Origin of the sequence: Bradyrhizobium erythrophlei (assembly GCF_900129425.1) — a bacterium.
GTDB classification, from domain to species: Bacteria; Pseudomonadota; Alphaproteobacteria; order Rhizobiales; family Xanthobacteraceae; genus Bradyrhizobium; species Bradyrhizobium erythrophlei_C.
Genome location: NZ_LT670817.1, coordinates 1,554,262 through 1,569,688, shown reverse-complemented (window position 1 = coordinate 1,569,688; position 15,427 = coordinate 1,554,262). Strand labels below are relative to the sequence as shown.

18 protein-coding genes are annotated in these 15,427 nt (G+C 62.2%); 13 read left to right on the top strand and 5 right to left on the bottom strand.

The features are described from left to right. Nucleotides 1-3: 3 nt before the first annotated feature. The 3 genes from B5527_RS07440 to B5527_RS07430 are packed head-to-tail and all read left to right on the top strand — an operon-like array spanning nt 4 to nt 1,749. A complete protein-coding gene (locus B5527_RS07440) occupies nt 4-453 on the top strand; it encodes a GNAT family acetyltransferase (RefSeq protein WP_079600721.1) in 450 nt (149 codons plus the stop codon). A gap of 18 nt (nt 454-471) precedes the next feature. Next, nucleotides 472-1,053 (top strand): GDP-mannose pyrophosphatase, encoded by a 582-nt coding sequence (locus B5527_RS07435; RefSeq protein ID WP_079600720.1) that lies wholly within the window; start codon nt 472-474, stop codon nt 1,051-1,053. A 57-nt stretch (nt 1,054-1,110) separates the two neighbouring features. Further along, entirely contained in the window at nt 1,111-1,749 is a 639-nt protein-coding gene (locus tag B5527_RS07430; RefSeq protein ID WP_079600719.1) for an aspartate/glutamate racemase family protein, read from the top strand. Between the two features lie 157 nt (nt 1,750-1,906). Here B5527_RS07430 and B5527_RS07425 read toward each other — a convergent pair whose 3' ends face one another. Both B5527_RS07425 and B5527_RS07420 read right to left on the bottom strand, forming a co-directional pair. After that, complete coding sequence (locus B5527_RS07425; RefSeq protein WP_079607136.1) at nt 1,907-3,055, bottom strand: IS4 family transposase; 1,149 nt, start codon at nt 3,053-3,055, stop codon at nt 1,907-1,909. A gap of 134 nt (nt 3,056-3,189) precedes the next feature. Then, nucleotides 3,190-3,957 (bottom strand): SOS response-associated peptidase, encoded by a 768-nt coding sequence (locus B5527_RS07420; RefSeq protein WP_079600718.1) that lies wholly within the window; start codon nt 3,955-3,957, stop codon nt 3,190-3,192. Nucleotides 3,958-4,019: 62 nt separating this feature from the next. Here B5527_RS07420 and B5527_RS07415 point away from each other — a divergent pair, with 62 nt between their 5' ends. From B5527_RS07415 to B5527_RS07395, 6 genes are all read left to right on the top strand, one after another. Next, nucleotides 4,020-4,532 (top strand): hypothetical protein, encoded by a 513-nt coding sequence (locus tag B5527_RS07415; protein ID WP_079600717.1) that lies wholly within the window; start codon nt 4,020-4,022, stop codon nt 4,530-4,532. Next, complete coding sequence (locus B5527_RS07410) at nt 4,532-4,963, top strand: NUDIX hydrolase (protein ID WP_079600716.1); 432 nt, start codon at nt 4,532-4,534, stop codon at nt 4,961-4,963. Before B5527_RS07415 ends, B5527_RS07410 begins: the two co-directional genes overlap by 1 nt. Before the next feature lie 79 nt (nt 4,964-5,042). Continuing rightward, nucleotides 5,043-5,420: a TIGR02301 family protein gene (locus tag B5527_RS07405; RefSeq protein ID WP_079600715.1), complete on the top strand. Its 378-nt coding sequence runs from the start codon at nt 5,043-5,045 to the stop codon at nt 5,418-5,420. Nucleotides 5,421-5,575: 155 nt separating this feature from the next. Then, entirely contained in the window at nt 5,576-5,842 is a 267-nt protein-coding gene (locus B5527_RS07400) for a hypothetical protein (RefSeq protein WP_079607135.1), read from the top strand. A 1,020-nt stretch (nt 5,843-6,862) separates the two neighbouring features. After that, nucleotides 6,863-6,991 (top strand): hypothetical protein, encoded by a 129-nt coding sequence (locus B5527_RS47035; RefSeq protein WP_276329314.1) that lies wholly within the window; start codon nt 6,863-6,865, stop codon nt 6,989-6,991. 77 nt (nt 6,992-7,068) lie between these two features. Further along, entirely contained in the window at nt 7,069-8,247 is a 1,179-nt protein-coding gene (locus tag B5527_RS07395) for a patatin-like phospholipase family protein (RefSeq protein ID WP_154072067.1), read from the top strand. Between the two features lie 166 nt (nt 8,248-8,413). On the opposite strand, the gene B5527_RS07390 is transcribed toward B5527_RS07395, so the two are convergent. From B5527_RS07390 to B5527_RS07380, 3 genes are all read right to left on the bottom strand, one after another. Beyond that, entirely contained in the window at nt 8,414-9,706 is a 1,293-nt protein-coding gene (locus B5527_RS07390) for an MFS transporter (protein WP_079600714.1), read from the bottom strand. A 321-nt stretch (nt 9,707-10,027) separates the two neighbouring features. Further along, complete coding sequence (locus B5527_RS07385; protein ID WP_172842499.1) at nt 10,028-10,906, bottom strand: HNH endonuclease; 879 nt, start codon at nt 10,904-10,906, stop codon at nt 10,028-10,030. Between the two features lie 305 nt (nt 10,907-11,211). After that, complete coding sequence (locus B5527_RS07380) at nt 11,212-12,546, bottom strand: dihydroorotase (protein WP_079600712.1); 1,335 nt, start codon at nt 12,544-12,546, stop codon at nt 11,212-11,214. 139 nt (nt 12,547-12,685) lie between these two features. On the opposite strand from B5527_RS07380, the gene B5527_RS07375 reads away from it, so the two are divergent. From B5527_RS07375 to B5527_RS07360, 4 genes are all read left to right on the top strand, one after another. Next, the gene (locus tag B5527_RS07375; RefSeq protein WP_079600711.1) at nt 12,686-13,567 is read left to right on the top strand and encodes a YgfZ/GcvT domain-containing protein; all 882 of its coding nucleotides are present in this window, start codon (nt 12,686-12,688) and stop codon (nt 13,565-13,567) included. Next, complete coding sequence (locus B5527_RS07370) at nt 13,564-14,190, top strand: DNA-3-methyladenine glycosylase I (protein ID WP_079600710.1); 627 nt, start codon at nt 13,564-13,566, stop codon at nt 14,188-14,190. The genes B5527_RS07375 and B5527_RS07370 overlap by 4 nt, the downstream gene beginning before the upstream one ends. Next, nucleotides 14,187-14,804 carry an HD family hydrolase gene (locus tag B5527_RS07365; RefSeq protein WP_079600709.1) on the top strand — a complete coding sequence of 206 codons (618 nt, stop codon included), beginning with the start codon at nt 14,187-14,189 and terminating at the stop codon, nt 14,802-14,804. The genes B5527_RS07370 and B5527_RS07365 overlap by 4 nt, the downstream gene beginning before the upstream one ends. Before the next feature lie 101 nt (nt 14,805-14,905). Continuing rightward, nucleotides 14,906-15,412 (top strand): tyrosine phosphatase family protein, encoded by a 507-nt coding sequence (locus tag B5527_RS07360; protein WP_079600708.1) that lies wholly within the window; start codon nt 14,906-14,908, stop codon nt 15,410-15,412. Nucleotides 15,413-15,427: the final 15 nt, after the last annotated feature.

Genomic DNA, 15,427 nt, shown 5'->3' with positions numbered 1-15,427 from the left:
GGCGTGACAGTCTCCTCCCCTCCGCTATCGATTGCGGCAATTGAAGACGGTGATATCGCCGACGTGATTGCGTTGTGGCAGCGTTGCGGGTCGACGCGCGCCTGGAACGATCCCGCCGGTGACATCGCGCGGGCGCGCAAGGAGACCAACGCAACGGTGCTGCTGGGTCGGAATGACGGCCTCCTCATCGCGTCGGTGCTGGTGGGCCACGACGGCCATCGCGGCTGGGTCTATTACGTTACAGTCGATCCCGATCACCGCCACAAGGGCTACGGTCGCGAGATCATGACCGCCGCGGAGAATTGGCTCCGCGCGCGCGGCATCGAAAAGCTCCAGCTCATGGTCCGGGGAGATAACACCAAGGTCCACGCCTTCTACGAGGCGCTCGGCTATTACGACCAGGAGCGCGTGGTCTTCGCCAAGTGGCTCGACGGACGAGAACCGACGCCGTAACTGAGAAGCAGGCATGACATGACCGTCTCCGACCGCATTCGCGTCCAGAACGTCCGCGTGCTCTCCGACAATCATTACACACTGAAGACCACCACCTTCGAGTGGCGACGCGGCAATGGCGAGTGGCAGACCCAGCACCGCGAGAGCTACGACCGCGGCAACGCCGCGACGCTGTTGCCGTACAATCTGGCGCAGCGCACCGTGGTGCTGGTGAGGCAGTTCCGCTATCCGGCTTTCGTCAACGGTTACGACGATCTCCTGATCGAGGCCGCGGCCGGTCTGCTGGACAACGCATCTCCGGAAGTGCGGATTCGCGCCGAGGCCGAAGAGGAAACCGGTTATCGGCTCGGCGACATCCGAAAAATTTTCGAAGCCTTCATGAGTCCCGGCTCGGTCACCGAAAAACTGCACTTCTTTGTCGCGGCATATGAACCTGGCATGCGGGTCGGCAGCGGCGGCGGCATCGCCTCGGAGGGTGAGGACATCGAGGTGCTGGAACTGCCGATCGATCAGGCCCTGGCCATGATCGGCGATGGCCGCATCGTGGATGCCAAGACCATCATGCTGCTGCAATACGCGGCGCTGAACATTTTTCGGTGATATGGCGCAAGGCGGGCGGTCATTGACAGCCCGCCGGGCCGCGGCCTAATTGAAAAAATGCGCATCGCTCTCATCCACGCCCTGAAACATTCGATTGTGCCGATCGAGGCCTCGTTCGCCCGGCTTTGGCCGGACGCAACTCTGATGAATTTGCTCGACGACAGCCTGTCGGCCGATGTGGCGCGTGATGGGCGCCTCACCGATGCGATGACCGATCGTTTCCTGTCGCTCGGACGTTACGCGGCCTCTACCGGCGCCGACGCGATCCTCTTCACATGCTCGGCCTTCGGCCCTTGCATCGAGGCCGTGGCGCGCGAACACGGGCCGATGCCGGTGCTCAAGCCCAGTGAAGCGATGATCGAGCAGGCCGCCGCGCGGGGCAGCAGGATCGGTTTGCTCTCGACGTTCGCGCCGACCCTGGCTTCGATGCCGGCGGAATTTCCCCGCTCGGTCGATATCGTGCCAAAACTGGCGACCGGCGCACTTGCGGCACTGGATCGCGGTGACCGCGCCGAACACGATCGCCTGGTCGCGGAAGCGTCACGCGAGCTGCGCGACTGCGACCTGATTGCGCTGGCGCAATACAGCATGGCGCCGGCGGCGTCGCTGGTCGCCGAGGCGTCGGGTCGGCCGGTACTCACGACGCCGGATAGCGCCGTGCTGAAACTGAAACAATTGCTCGCCGTTGCCGCTTGATGCTGCAATACGCGGTGCTGAATGATTTTCGAAAGTTGGATTTCGAACAGATGTAAGATCGTCATGGCCGGGCTTGTCCCGGCCATCCACGTCTTAACACCTTCAAGGAAGCAAGACGTGGATGCCCGGCACAAGGCCACGGCTGTCCGGTTTAGATTTAGCATAGCTGGAGGCTCATCTGACGTTGATCTTGGCTGGTCGAGGGCGATGGATGGAGCAGGTTGTCGATGGGTCGGCGGTGCATGAGGTTGGCGCGGATCAGTCTGGTGAAGACGATCGGACTGGGAATATTCTTGTGGGCGGCTTGGGCCAGGCGCAGCAGCAAGAAGGCGATGAGCGCAACGGCGATCTGGATGCGTACGGCATTCTCGGAGGTGCCTACGAAGCGAGTGATCTTGAGGGTCTGCTTGATCCAGCGGAAGAACAGTTCGATGGCCCAGCGCCTGCGGTAGAGATCGGCGATCTCCTGGGCGCTGGCATCGAGGTCGTTCGACAAGATGCGGAGCTCGGTTCCGCTCTCGGTCACGACCCTCACCTCGCGCACCGCATCCTTGATGGGATTGCGACGGCTTCTGGCTTGGCGGGCGGGGAGATAACCGATGCGGTCGGAGAGGATGTTGCTGCCAGCCGTGACCGCCAGCTCTTCGACCAGATCGAGCGGAGTATTGGACTTGAAACGGGTGACGATCCGGCAGCCGACGGCGTCGAGTTCAGCCCACCAGGCATAATCGTAATAGCCAAGGTCGAAGACATAGGTGGCTCCCGGCTCGATCGGCATTTGCTTGGCCGCGGTGATATCGTTGACCTTGGCCGTGGTGACTGCGGCATAGATCGGGCGATCGGCGTCGGCATCGTAAATCACGTGTACTTTGGCCCCGCAGACCCCGGCCGAGAACCGAGCCCAGCCGGCGCTGCGCTCGTTCAAGCGTGCGCTCGTGGCATCGATCAAATAGGTGGTCTCGGCGAGCTTGCGCCGCAGGCTGCGATGGGCCTGCTTCATCATGATCGCCAACAGCTCGGTGAACACGGCGGCAGGCCGCTGTGCATTCGCATCCGAGAAGGTCGACCGCCGAACCGGGCCGGCGCCCACATGGTAGAGCCGCACGGCGTGGCTCGAAAGCCCCGTCACGATCTCCCGCAAGCTCGCTGCACCCGAAAACTGGCCGTAGAGCAACGCCACCAACTGGCTCTTGGTCGAAAGTCGCCGCACCCGCGCATCGGCATCATGGTCTTCCACAAGCCTGTCGAACTGATGCCACGGAACGTGCTTCAGAAGTCCATGAAATACGCTATTCTCATGCCGCATGGTGTTGATCTCCATTCGTGTTCCGGATCGCTTGCAGACGTCCAGGACCGAATAGAATCAATGCCATGCGCTTCGTCCACAAAAATTGAACCGGACAGCCGTGGCACAAGGCCGGGCATGACGGACGAGAGATTTCAAAACAACGACCCCTGCCCGCTGTCGTCCGACGTCACCGGCGCGACCTTGCGCGCCGCGGCCTTCTTGACAGGCTTCGGCTCCTCCGCCGCGATCTCCTCAGCCGTGATCGGCAGCACCAGTTGCGCATCGTCGTTGGCGACGCGGTTAACCCTCGTGGAGACCTCATGCCAGACGAATTCGCCCTCTTGCGGCGGCGCCAGCAGGGCCATCGCCGTTTCCGTGTCATCGGCGCGGCAATCGAGCCAGCGCTCGAAATCATCAGGCGCGATGGTCACGGGCACGCGGTGATGCAGCACCGCGAGATCGGCGCCCGCCGGCGCCGTGACGATCGCCACCGTATCGAGTTCCTCGCCGTTGGGGCCGATCCAGGTTTCCGCCAGCCCGGCGAGCCCGATCGGGCTGCCGTCGCGGCGATGGATGAAGTGAGGCCGTTTGCGCTTTTCGGAACCCTGCCATTCATAATAGCCGTCCGCCGGAATCAGGCAGCGCCGCCGCTTCATCGCGTTCTTGAAGGCCGGCTTTTCCAGCACGGTTTCCCCGCGCGCATTGATCAGCAGGCTGAATTCACGGGGGTCCTTGACCCAGGCCGGCAGCAGGCCCCAGCGCATCAGGCGGAAATGCCTGGCGCCATTTTCGACGATAACCACCGGTATCGGCTGGGTCGGCGCGACATTATGCCGTGGCGGGAAATTGGGTTGTTCGATATAGCCAAAGATCAGCCGCAGGGCGGCCGGTGGCGAGGTGATTACGAAGCGTCCGCACATTCTGTGGTCCAAGTAGGCATCCGTTCAGCACCTTTTAACCCCAACCATCAAGACTGCGGCAGATGACATCAACGACTGGCAAAACCGCATCGTCCAATCGCCCGGCACCCGGAAAGGCTGGCCGCGCCGAGGATTCGCGCGCCGCCCAGTTGCGGGAGGCCAATATCAATCCCCGCACCGGACTTGCCACCGATTATCTGAATCATTTCAACGAAGCCATCATGCTGCTCGAGATGATTCCGGACATGCCGGACTGCGCGGAAGATTTCCTGCTCTGGCACCCGCTCTCCTATGCCGAGCATTTCACGGCGTCCAATTTCAAGGCGCGCGACCTCGCGATCTCGGCCTATGAATCCACCGCCCCCCAGATCCGCGCCGAATTCGACAATATCACCAGCGCGATGACCTCGATTCTGACTGCCGTCAGCGCAGCCATGCGCGAAGTCCGGCAGGACAAGACCCGCGCCACGCTGGCCGAGCAGGCCACCGGCTGGGTCAAGCCATTGGTGGCGCTGGCCGGCGGGATCATCAATGGCGGCGCCGAGGCCGACGTCGACTACGTCATGACCCACTGATGTCAGCGGCGTCCCCCGTCCAGCCCCGGCATCCCCAACTTGCCGTCAGCGCGGCGATCTTTCGTGACGGCAGGATCCTGCTGGTGCGGCGTGCGCGATCGCCGGCCAAGGGCTTTTACTCGCTGCCGGGCGGACGGGTCGAATTCGGCGAATCGCTGCACTCAGCGCTGCATCGCGAAGTCGACGAAGAAACCGCGCTCAAAATCGACATCGTCGGCCTCGCCGGATGGCGCGAGGTGCTGCCGGGAGCCGCCGGCAGCGGGCACTACCTGATCATGTCATTCGCCGCGCGCTGGAGTTCCGGCGAGCCGTTCCTGAACGACGAACTCGACGATGTCAGGTGGATGGCACCGGACGCGCTCGGCGATCTCAAGCTTACCGGCGGCCTTGAGGAGGTCATCCAGGCCGCCCGGAGCCTGATCGGGGCTTGAAAGCTGGCCCATTCCCGCGTCCCTGCGCCTTGCTTCCAGCGCATTGAAAAGGCATATCACGGCCGTCCCGGACCCATTCATGTCAAAGCATTTTCTGGCCGCTCTCATCCTGATCTCGGTATGCATTTCCGGCCCTGCGCGGGCCGAGGATGCGGCTGCGCCGTTCGACGGCGACCTGCAGCGGCTGGCGGAAATCCTCGGTACCTTGCATTACCTTCGCGGCATTTGCGGCACCAATGACGGCCCGAAATGGCGCAATGAAATGCAGGCGCTGATCGATGCCGAAACCCCTTCGGGCGATCGCCGCACCCGCATGATCGCGGGCTTCAACCGCGGCTATAACGGGTTCCAGCAAACCTACCGGACTTGCACGCCGGCAGCCACGGTTGCGATCCGCCGGTACATCGAGGAAGGCTCGAAGATTTCACGGGATCTGACGGCCCGCTACGCCAATTAGAGCGGCGCGAAACCCGGTTTCGGAACAGTCAATTCATCTTCGTCAGCGCCGTTAACCTTTCCTAAAGAACTGGTCTAGGCGGCGCAGCGCTGCATGCTAAACCTCGCATATTCGACGCGCTCCGCCCTGGACCCGCGCACAGACTGTTGAGCTTCATGAGCTATCCAGCGTCCTTCACAACCGCCCGCGACCCGCTGCCCGATCACGAGCAGAAGCAGGCCGCGCTCAGCTATCTCAACGAGGCCTGGGCGGAGGCGCGGCACGATGGCGTCGATGGCGATTGCCTGGCGCAGGCCAGCCTGTTCGCAGCCTTCGCCGAACTTGTTGGAACCTACGGCGAAGACGCGGTGGCAAAATTCGTGGAAGGCCTTCCCGTCCGCGTCCGCAACGGTGAGTTTTCGATTCAGATGGCGAAGCAGTAATTTGCTTCCCAACTAGCTGTCGTCGGCTTCTTTCAACCAGCGCGACTCGCTGAGAGTCCCCCTCACCCGGAGACTTCGCTGCGCTCCGTCTCCGACCTCTAAGAGCGAGCTTCGCTCGTCTCGACCCCGCAAGCGGGGCGAGGTAAGGCTGCTCGGCTACGGCGACGGCCTCATCATATTCAAATTTCAAATAGCTAAAGCACGATTATCTAGGACCGTCATTGCGAGCGAAGCGAAGCAATCCATAGAGCAGAAAGAAAGAATGGATTGCTTCGTCGCTTCGCTCCTCGCAATGACGGCAAATACAGATACAGGTTCGCATTCTCGCGGCGCAGTGCGTCCGAGGTTTGCCAAAAACACCCGCCCTGAAAACAGAGGGCGCGGGGAATGCCGGGCGCCCGATGCACCCGCAGCCTCGTGTGCGCATATTGGTAGCAAGTATGCACACGAGTATTCACAGCGAGCCACCGGAAATCACCCAGCATTCCCGCACGCAATGGTTTACGGCTTATACCGCGCTCTCCCCGGTGATCGGCTTGTTGACACCGTCGTTTGCGGAGTTACCTCCGCCCACTTGACGCCAGCGTCGAGGCGTCAGGACCACACGTCTTCGCCGTCCGCCTCCGGTGCTCTCGTCAGTCGCACCATCCGCGTCCACCGCACCAACCCCGCGTCCGTGACGATCGCGATACGCCCCTCTGTGGGGTGGATGGCGGAGGATATAGAGGTGATTTGGGTCCGGCGTCAAGGATGATTTCTGAAATTCAGAAATTATCTGCAGGGCCCCCGCTGGTCGACAGATAACCATCCTGAATAGCGAAGGACAGGAAATCGGGAACGCTCCTACAAGACCACGTCGCAAGGGAAGCGGGGTAGCCGATTGAGCCCGTCAGGGGGCAACGAACGGCCTTAAGGGAGGTGGCCAATTTTGATTTACGCGACCCACTGCCCGCGACGAATGTCCGCTCTTGAGCGCATCACGGACTAAAGTTTGACATCGCGCTCAGTCCGAAAAGTGCCATGAAGAGACTCATGCACCGCAGCAACTATCTGCTTTATCCGATCACACCTAGTCGGCGCGCAGCGCAGCAGGAACGATTCCGGTATCGTGAGGCCGAGTGTCTTGGCGGCTTCGAGATTGATGACTAGCTCGAATTTGGTTGGGTCTCGACTGGAAGTTCGCTTGGCGCGGACAATTCATATCGATAAAATACAGAGGACGGACAATGAAGCAAGCTGCCTTGCGGCCAAAATCCTACACGAAGAAGGTTGCACTCGTCCTGCAAGGCGGGGGCGCCCTCGGAAGCTATCAAGCCGGCGTTTACGAGGCGCTTGCCTCGTCGGACTACAAGCCTGACTGGGTGGCCGGGATCTCGATCGGCGCAATCAATGCCGCTTTGATCGCCGGCAATTCACCTGAAACGCGCGTCGAAAAGCTGCGCGAGTTCTGGCGCGCGATCACGACGCCCACGAGATGGGCCGTACCGATTTCCGGTCTCTTCAACGGCGCGGGTCTGCCCTTCGACCTTGCAAAGCAGATTAGCGCGATGCAAGCGTTGCTTCTAGGCCAGACAAACTTCTTCGCACCGCGCAAGCCTGCCGACTGGTGGTTCGGCCGCACGCCGACCAGCTACTACGACACGAACTCGCTCAAATCCACATTGGAGCGGCTTGTGGATTTCGACCGCATCAATTCCAGGGAAATTCGCTTCAGTGTCGGAGCCGTAAACGTCCGGACAGGCAATTTCGTATACTTCGACAATGCGGAGATCGAGATCAGGCCGGAGCACGTCCTTGCGAGCGGCGCGCTGCCGCCGGGCTTTCCCTCTGTGGAAATCGATGGCGAGCACTATTGGGACGGCGGACTGGTATCGAATACGCCGCTGCAACACGTGCTCGAGTATTACCCGCGCCGCAGCCATCTCATCTTCCAGGTGGACCTTTTCCCGGCCCGCGGCGCCCTGCCCAGGGATTTGAACGAGGTGGGCGAGCGGGACAAGGACATCCGCTATTCCAGCCGAACGCGGGCGGTTACGGACACCTTGCGGCGGCAGCACGATCTGCGCCACAGCATTAACATGCTTTGGGAGAAGCTGCCCGACGATCTGAGGAGCGGCGCGGAAACCGCCTTGCTCGATGAATTCCGCTGCGTGACCACCATGGACATTGTTGAACTGATTTACCGTCCGGAGCACGCGCTGGGACAATCAAAGGACTACGAATTCGACCGCCTGACAATGGAGACTCGTTGGGCGCAGGGTCTATCCGATGCTCGTGAAACGTTGATGGCTGCGCCGTGGCTGGAGCCGATGCCGCCGGAGGTGGGAGCGCGCACATTCGACGTTCGCGCAAAGGGTCCGATAGGGGATACCTCGAAGGATTCGTTGAACAAGGCCGCTGGCTAATTGTGACCGCACCGGCATCGGCGCATGTTCGAACCGCGTTGGGCAACAAGGCGTTCGACGAGGCCCCGAGCCGGCTTAGCGCTGCCCTGCCCGGGACAATCCCTGTAACGACGATGGTCAGCGATAATGGACGTTACCTATTCCTGCAAAACCGGGGGATTGCCGGTCAGGCGACGTCCTGGACCTGACGGTCCGGCCGCATGACCAGACACATCGCGGCGCCCACCAGCAGCAGGCACAGCGACGCGCTGAACGGCGTCGAATAATTGCCGGTGAGGTCGGCGATGAAGCCGAAGGCCAGCGGCGCGCAGATCGACGAAACGGCGGAGCCGGTATTGAGCATGCCGCCGGCCGAACCCGCCCAGGCCGGCGCGATGTCGGTGCAGACCGCCCAGGTCGGCGAAACCGCCGCGCGAATGAAGAAGAATCCGCTCGCCAGCGCCAACGCGGCCAGATTGACCTCGCGGATGAACAACACCGGGCCGATACAAGCGGCGGCGAGGATCAGCGACGTGCCGATGAGTGCATTGCGGCCGATCCGCAGACTGCCGGTGCGCCGGTAAAGATAGTCGCTCAGCCAGCCGCCGCTGATGTCGCCGAAAACTCCGGCGAACAGCACCCCGAAGGTGAAGATCGCCGAACTCTTGAGCTCGAGGTGATAGCTCCTGGCGAAATAGGTCGGCAGCCAGGTCCAGAACGTCCAGAACGTTGCACTCAGGCACAGGTAAACCAGCGTCGGCGGCAGCATCGCCGGGATCAGGCGGCGCCACGGCGCCTTCGCCTCGACCTTGCGGGTGAAAACAAGCTGCGCAAGCTCCTCTTTGGTCACCTCTGGGTGGGTGCGCGGATCGTCACGGAAACGCCAGGCCCACACCACCACCCAGACGGCGCTGATGCCACCAAGCATCAGGAAGGCGCCGCGCCAGCCCACATAACCCATCAGCCAGGCAACCAGCGGCGGCGTCGCGGTGGTGCCGATCGAGACGAAACTGTGCGTCAGCCCCTGCATGAAGCTGCGGCGCGTCGGCGGCGTCCAATCGGCGATGACGCGCGTCATGGCCGGGAACGGGGCGGCTTCGCCGAGCCCCAGCAGGGCGCGCGCGCCGACCAGGCCGGCAAGGCTCGACGACAGGCCGCAGAGGATGGTCGCCAGCGACCAGATCGAGCCGAATATGGTCAGTCCAAGCCGGCTTCCCCATTTGTCGCACAGCCAGCCGACCGGCGCCTGCAGGAGATAGGGAAAGCCGAAGACCGAGAATGCCAGACCGAGCTGGGTGTTAGTGAGGCCGAATTCCCTTTGGATCTCAGGCGCCGCGACCGAGACGACGTTGCGGTCGATCATGTTCAGCAAGTAGCAAAGCGCTACCAGGATGACGACCCGACCGGAAACCGTACCAGGGATTGCGCGGATTTCCCGAAAAAACGCCCGGACGGGAACGGCACCATTCATCGTTGTCATTATGATCCCACATGCATTGCAGCCATGTGGAGTGCGGTATCACGCCCGCGCGACCCTGGCAAAACCCGCGCGACCGTCAGCAAGCCGTAGCGAGTAGGGCGGATCTTGATCCGCCGTTATGAATCGAAGATCGGCTCCAACCCGCCCGCGCTCTCGGCCCTCGTCCGGTTTAGTCCCGGTAACGACCGGATAGCAGACATCCCGGATCGACAGCTTCGTGCCAATAAGAAAAGTCGGCTGACCGATTGATCCGTGCCCTTCGACCCCACAAGACAAAGCCCAACGCGGTTTCTTAGAAGCCGCGCGGGACAGCGCAAGGCGCTATTCGCCGTATCTCTCTCGTTCTAAGAAGTTACGCCGGTGACGGCCGAGGAAGTGGCGTAGGCCTTTTTTCGGCGGGCACCGTAGTCGTCCTGATAACCTCAAGAGCTTCCGATCGCGATCGCTGACCCGCTTGGATATCAGCATGGTCCCGTTATCTAGAAAAGTGATGAGACCTCGATCGAATAGAGCGTCGATGTGTGCAGCAAGCAGAATCCCATTTTCCGGATTGAGGCGTTCCTCATTGGTCGATTGGGACCATGGCTTGATGTGCGAAGCGCGGAGCACTGCCGAAATCCTGCAGCCCGTCACCCCGCGCGCGCCTCTCCATAGCTTCTCGACGTCGACACGAAACTGCCCCTGCCCGAGACCGGCGTCGATCAAGCATTTCCTCGTTGTTTGATCCTTGATCCTCCGGATTTGTTCCAGCTCTGCCACGAGCGATGTCCGATCTTCAGTCAGATCGATGTTAGTCACCGTGCGCCGTGGGAGTTGCCTAGATGATGTCATCTGCTCAAGGTGACGAGCAACGAGGGTCCAAGGCAAGATACGCCGTGTCTCCTTGGCCTGCGTTTGGCGAATAACGTGACGGGCGACACTATTGATCGCCTTCCGGATCAAACGAGCATTGATCCCGCTTGCCTCAGCAAGCCATATAATCCATCGTGGTTGTTGCACCCGATTATAGATCGTGCGTGCGGACGGGTTCTTTTTAAGCCGGCCCCTGTTGTAATCCGAGACCCAGCCAATCCATTTTTCTTTCAGAGGTACACCTGATCCAGGAAATGCCTCTGAGATTGGTGCGTGGTCCGGTAGCTGGCTCAATGCGTCTAATAATGCAGTGCGGGTCCATGTTGTCGCTTTGGCTTTGCGCGCCACTTCAGTTCTCCGAAAGCCGTGAATCAGCCCGGACCTGCCGGTCGAATAAGCTATTTTACAACTCAGTTCGTTCGCGCCAAGGCCCACGAAATGTCGCGATAAGGTCAATCGCGTCGTTTCCCGCAATGAACCTAAAGGGTCCGGTTCACCCCCCCCGACAACAGACATCGGTCGACGGCGTTTGAAGCTCCCCAATCAATCGAGCAGCCGCGGCGCACTGGATCACTGCTGGAGCCTGTCATCGGGCTCGCCGAAGGCGAGACCCGGTGGCGGGTGACCACAGTGTGCCGGTTGCGAGCGCCGCCCTACCCCTTCAGCGTTTCCAGAAACCGCACCGGCTCGCCGATCGACGGCGTCGTCAACTCGCCCTGCCACATCACCCGCCTGCCGCGCACAAAAGTGCCGACCGGCCAGCCGGTGACGCGCGCGCCGTCATAGGGCGTCCAGCCCCCGCGCGAGGCGATCCACTTGTTGGTGATGGTCTCGCTGCGCTTGAGATCGACCACCGTGAAGTCCGCATCATAGCCGGCCGCGATCCGGCCCTTGCAGGCCATGTTGAACAGCCGCGCCGGGCCGGCGCTGGTGAGATCGACAAAGCGCGCCAGCGACAATCGCCCGGCGTTGACGTGATCGAGCATCAACGGCACCAGCGTCTGCACCCCGGTCATTCCAGACGGCGAGGCCGGATAGGTCTTTGCCTTCTCCTCCAGCGTATGCGGCGCGTGGTCGGAGCCGAGCACGTCGATGATGCCCTGCGCGATGCCGCGCCAGATGCCATCACGATGATCGGCCGATCGCACCGGCGGATTCATCTGCGCCAGGGTGCCGAGCCGCTCATAGCATTCGGGCGCGGCCAGCGTGAGATGATGCGGCGTCGCCTCGCAGGAGGCGACGTCCTTGTGGTCGCGCAAAAACTCGATCTCCTCTTTGGTCGAGATATGCAGCACGTGAATGCGTCTTCCGGTTTCATGGGCGAGCTTGACCAGACGCTGCGTCGCCATCAGCGCCGCGGTCTCGTCGCGCCACACCGGATGCGAGCGCGGATCGCCCTCGATCCGCAAAGCCTTGCGCTCGTTGAGGCGATATTCGTCCTCGGCATGGAACGCGGCGCGGCGCCGGATCACCTGGAAAATCCGTCGCAGGCTTTCGTCATCCTCAACCAGCAGCGCGCCGGTGGACGAGCCGATGAACACCTTGACCCCGGCGCAGCCGGGCGCGCGTTCCAGCTCCGGCAAGTCCTGCACGTTGTCGCGGGTGCCGCCGATGAAGAACGCGAAATCGCAATGCATGCGGTGACGGCCGCGTTTCACCTTGTCGGTAAAGCTCTGCTCGGTGACGGTTAAGGGATCGGTATTCGGCATTTCGAACACCGCCGTCACACCGCCCATCACGGCGCTGCGCGAACCGGTTTCCATATCCTCCTTGTGGGTCAGGCCCGGCTCGCGAAAGTGCACTTGCGTGTCCATCACGCCCGGCAGGATATGCAGACCCTTGCAGTCGATCACCTCGGCCGCGGAGGCCTGTCCCAGCCCACCGATGGCCGCGATGCGGCCATCGGCGATGGCAATGTCGCGCAAGCCCTCGCCGTCCTGGTTGAGCACGGTGCCGGATTTTAGAATTGTATCAAATCGCTGATTCATCGGTCCTCGGTATCGGCTTCGCGGAACGGAGCGTCGCGCGGGCCTTGTTCCCCGCACCTTAGCGTCTTACGTTGCCGTGTGGTATCCGGCGCAGGCGTTTCCCCAGGAACTTCCGGGCAGAACTTCGAGAGAATTTCGTATGAAAGCAGCGTTTCTCCCCGACCGGGGCGTGGTCAAGGTCAGCGGCGACGACGCCCGCGGCTTTCTCAACGGCCTCATCACCACCAACGTTGCGCTGTTGCATCCGGGTGTCGGCCAGTTCGGGGCGTTGCTGACGCCGCAGGGCAAGATCATTGCGGATTTTCTGGTCACCGAAGCACCCTCCGGCCATGGCGGCGGCTTCCTGATCGACTGCCCGCGTGCGCTGGCGCAAACCCTCGCCGACAAGCTCGGTATCTACAAACTGCGCGCCAAGGTCGCGGTCGAAAATCTGTCCGACAGTCTCGGTGTGATCGCGGCATGGGATGGCGATCCCGCCATGAAGCCCGATCTCGCCTATGCCGATCCGCGCGACTCGGCGCTCGGCTGGCGGATACTCGTGCCGGCGGAGCTCGCGCAAAAAGTCGCCGATCTGATTGGCGCGGATCTGCTCGATAGCACGGAATATGAGGCGCATCGCATCGCCTCGGGCGTCCCGCGCGGCGGTCTCGACTTCATGTATGGCGACGCGTTTCCGCACGAAACCAATATGGACCGGTTGCACGGCGTCGATTTCGACAAGGGCTGTTACGTCGGGCAAGAGGTGGTGTCGAGGATGCAGCATCGCGGCACCGCGCGCACGCGAACGGTCCGGGTCATCCTTGACGGGGCGGCGCCCGAACCGGGCGCTGCTATTCTCGCCGGCGAGAAACCGGTGGGCACCATGGGTTCGGCGGCCGGCCGCCACGGTCTGGCGCTGATCCGGATCGATCGTGCCGCCGACGCGCTGGATGCGGGAACACCGCTGACGTCAGGCGGCCTCGCGCTTCGCGTCGCCGAGCCGGACGATCTCTCGATCGCCCCAAAGCAGACCGTGGCATGAGCCGGTCAGCGCGCCTGCATGCCGACGGCCTGACGCGGTGCCCCTGGCCCGGCGAAGACCCGTTTTACCTGGCCTATCACGACACCGAGTGGGGCGTGCCGGAATATGACGACCGCGCGCTGTATGAAAAGCTCATGCTGGACGGTTTCCAGGCCGGGCTGTCGTGGATCACGATCCTGCGCAAGCGCGACAACTTCCGCCGCGCCTTCGACGATTTCGAGCCGGCGAAGATCGCGCGCTACAACGAAAAGAAAGTCCACGCGCTGATGAACGATGCGGGCATCATCCGCAACCGCGCCAAGATCGAGGGCGCGGTGAATAGCGCGAAAGCCTATCTCAAGATCATGGAAGACGGCCCCGGGTTCTCGAAATTCCTGTGGGATTTCGTCGACGGCAAGCCGAAGATCAACAACTTCAAGACCACCGCCAGCATACCGGCCTCGACGCCACTGTCGATCAGGATGTCGAAGGAACTGGCGGGGCGCGGATTCAAATTCGTCGGTCCGACCATCGTCTACGCTTTCATGCAGGCCACCGGCATGGTCAACGACCACCTGGTGACCTGTTTTTGCCATACAACCTGCGCCGGAAAACATCGCGCGCCGCGCCTCAAGGTCAAATGACGGCCAGGAAAATTCCCGTACCGCAAACGCCCAGCCGCGTCTGGCAGCGGATGTTGTCGGGGCGGCGGCTCGATCTGCTGGACCCCTCGCCGCTGGATATCGAAATCGCCGATATCGCCCACGGCCTGGCGCGGGTCGCGCGCTGGAACGGCCAGACCAGCGGCGCGCATATTTTCTCGGTGGCGCAGCACACGCTCCTGGTCGAGGCCGTGATGCGCGAACAGACGCCGCGCGTCGATGTCAGCTTCCGGCTCGCAGCATTGCTGCACGACGCGCCGGAATATGTCATCGGCGACATGATCTCGCCATTCAAGGCGGTGCTCGGCGGGGACTACAAGATCGTCGAAAAGCGGCTGCTGTCGGCGATTCATATCCGCTTCGGCCTGCCGCCCGTCCTCGCGCCCGAAATCCAGCAGCAGATCAAGGATGCCGACAAAGGCGCGGCCTATCTGGAGGCGACGGAACTGGCCGGCTTTGCGCAAGCCGAGGCAAAGCGCCTGTTCGGCCGCGATCCCGGTCTGCCGCCGGCGACGCGGCGGGATTATCTGACGCCCTGGACCGCGGCCAAGGCCGAGAAGCGGTTTTTGACCAGGTTCAAAGCGCTGATCGCGTAGCACTCAATGCTGGCTGAGAAAACGATAGCGGGCACGGCGCGAAACGCGCCTTTGCCCGCCTTGCGACTACATCATATAATGCACACAACCCAAGGACCACCATGATTCACGTCTGTTCGCTTGCCGCGCTTCCCGACACCGTCAAGGCCACCGGCGCCAGTCACATCCTCACGGTCATGGCCAACGTCGCTCAGGTACAGCGACCGGAATCGGTGCTGGAGGCCAATCATCTGAAAGTTCAGATGGACGACATCACCGAGCAGATCGACGGCTTTGTCGCGCCCTCGGATTCGCATATCGAGCAAGTCCTGAACTTCGTGCGCGGATGGGACCGCGCCGCGCCGCTGGTCGTGCACTGCTATGCCGGCATCAGCCGCTCGACCGCGAGCGCCTTCGCCGCCGCCTGCCTGCTCAATCCGCATCGCGACGAAATTTCCATCGCACGGCAGATTCGTGCAGCCTCGCCGATCGCGTCGCCGAACCGGTTGATCGTCAGTCTGGCGGACAAGGCGCTGGGGCGGGAGGGCCGGATGCTGCGCGCGCTCGACGAAATGGGTCCGGGCAGCATGACAGTCGAAGGCCGGCCGTTCCGCGTCGATCTCGACTGATGTCCATGAATGGCG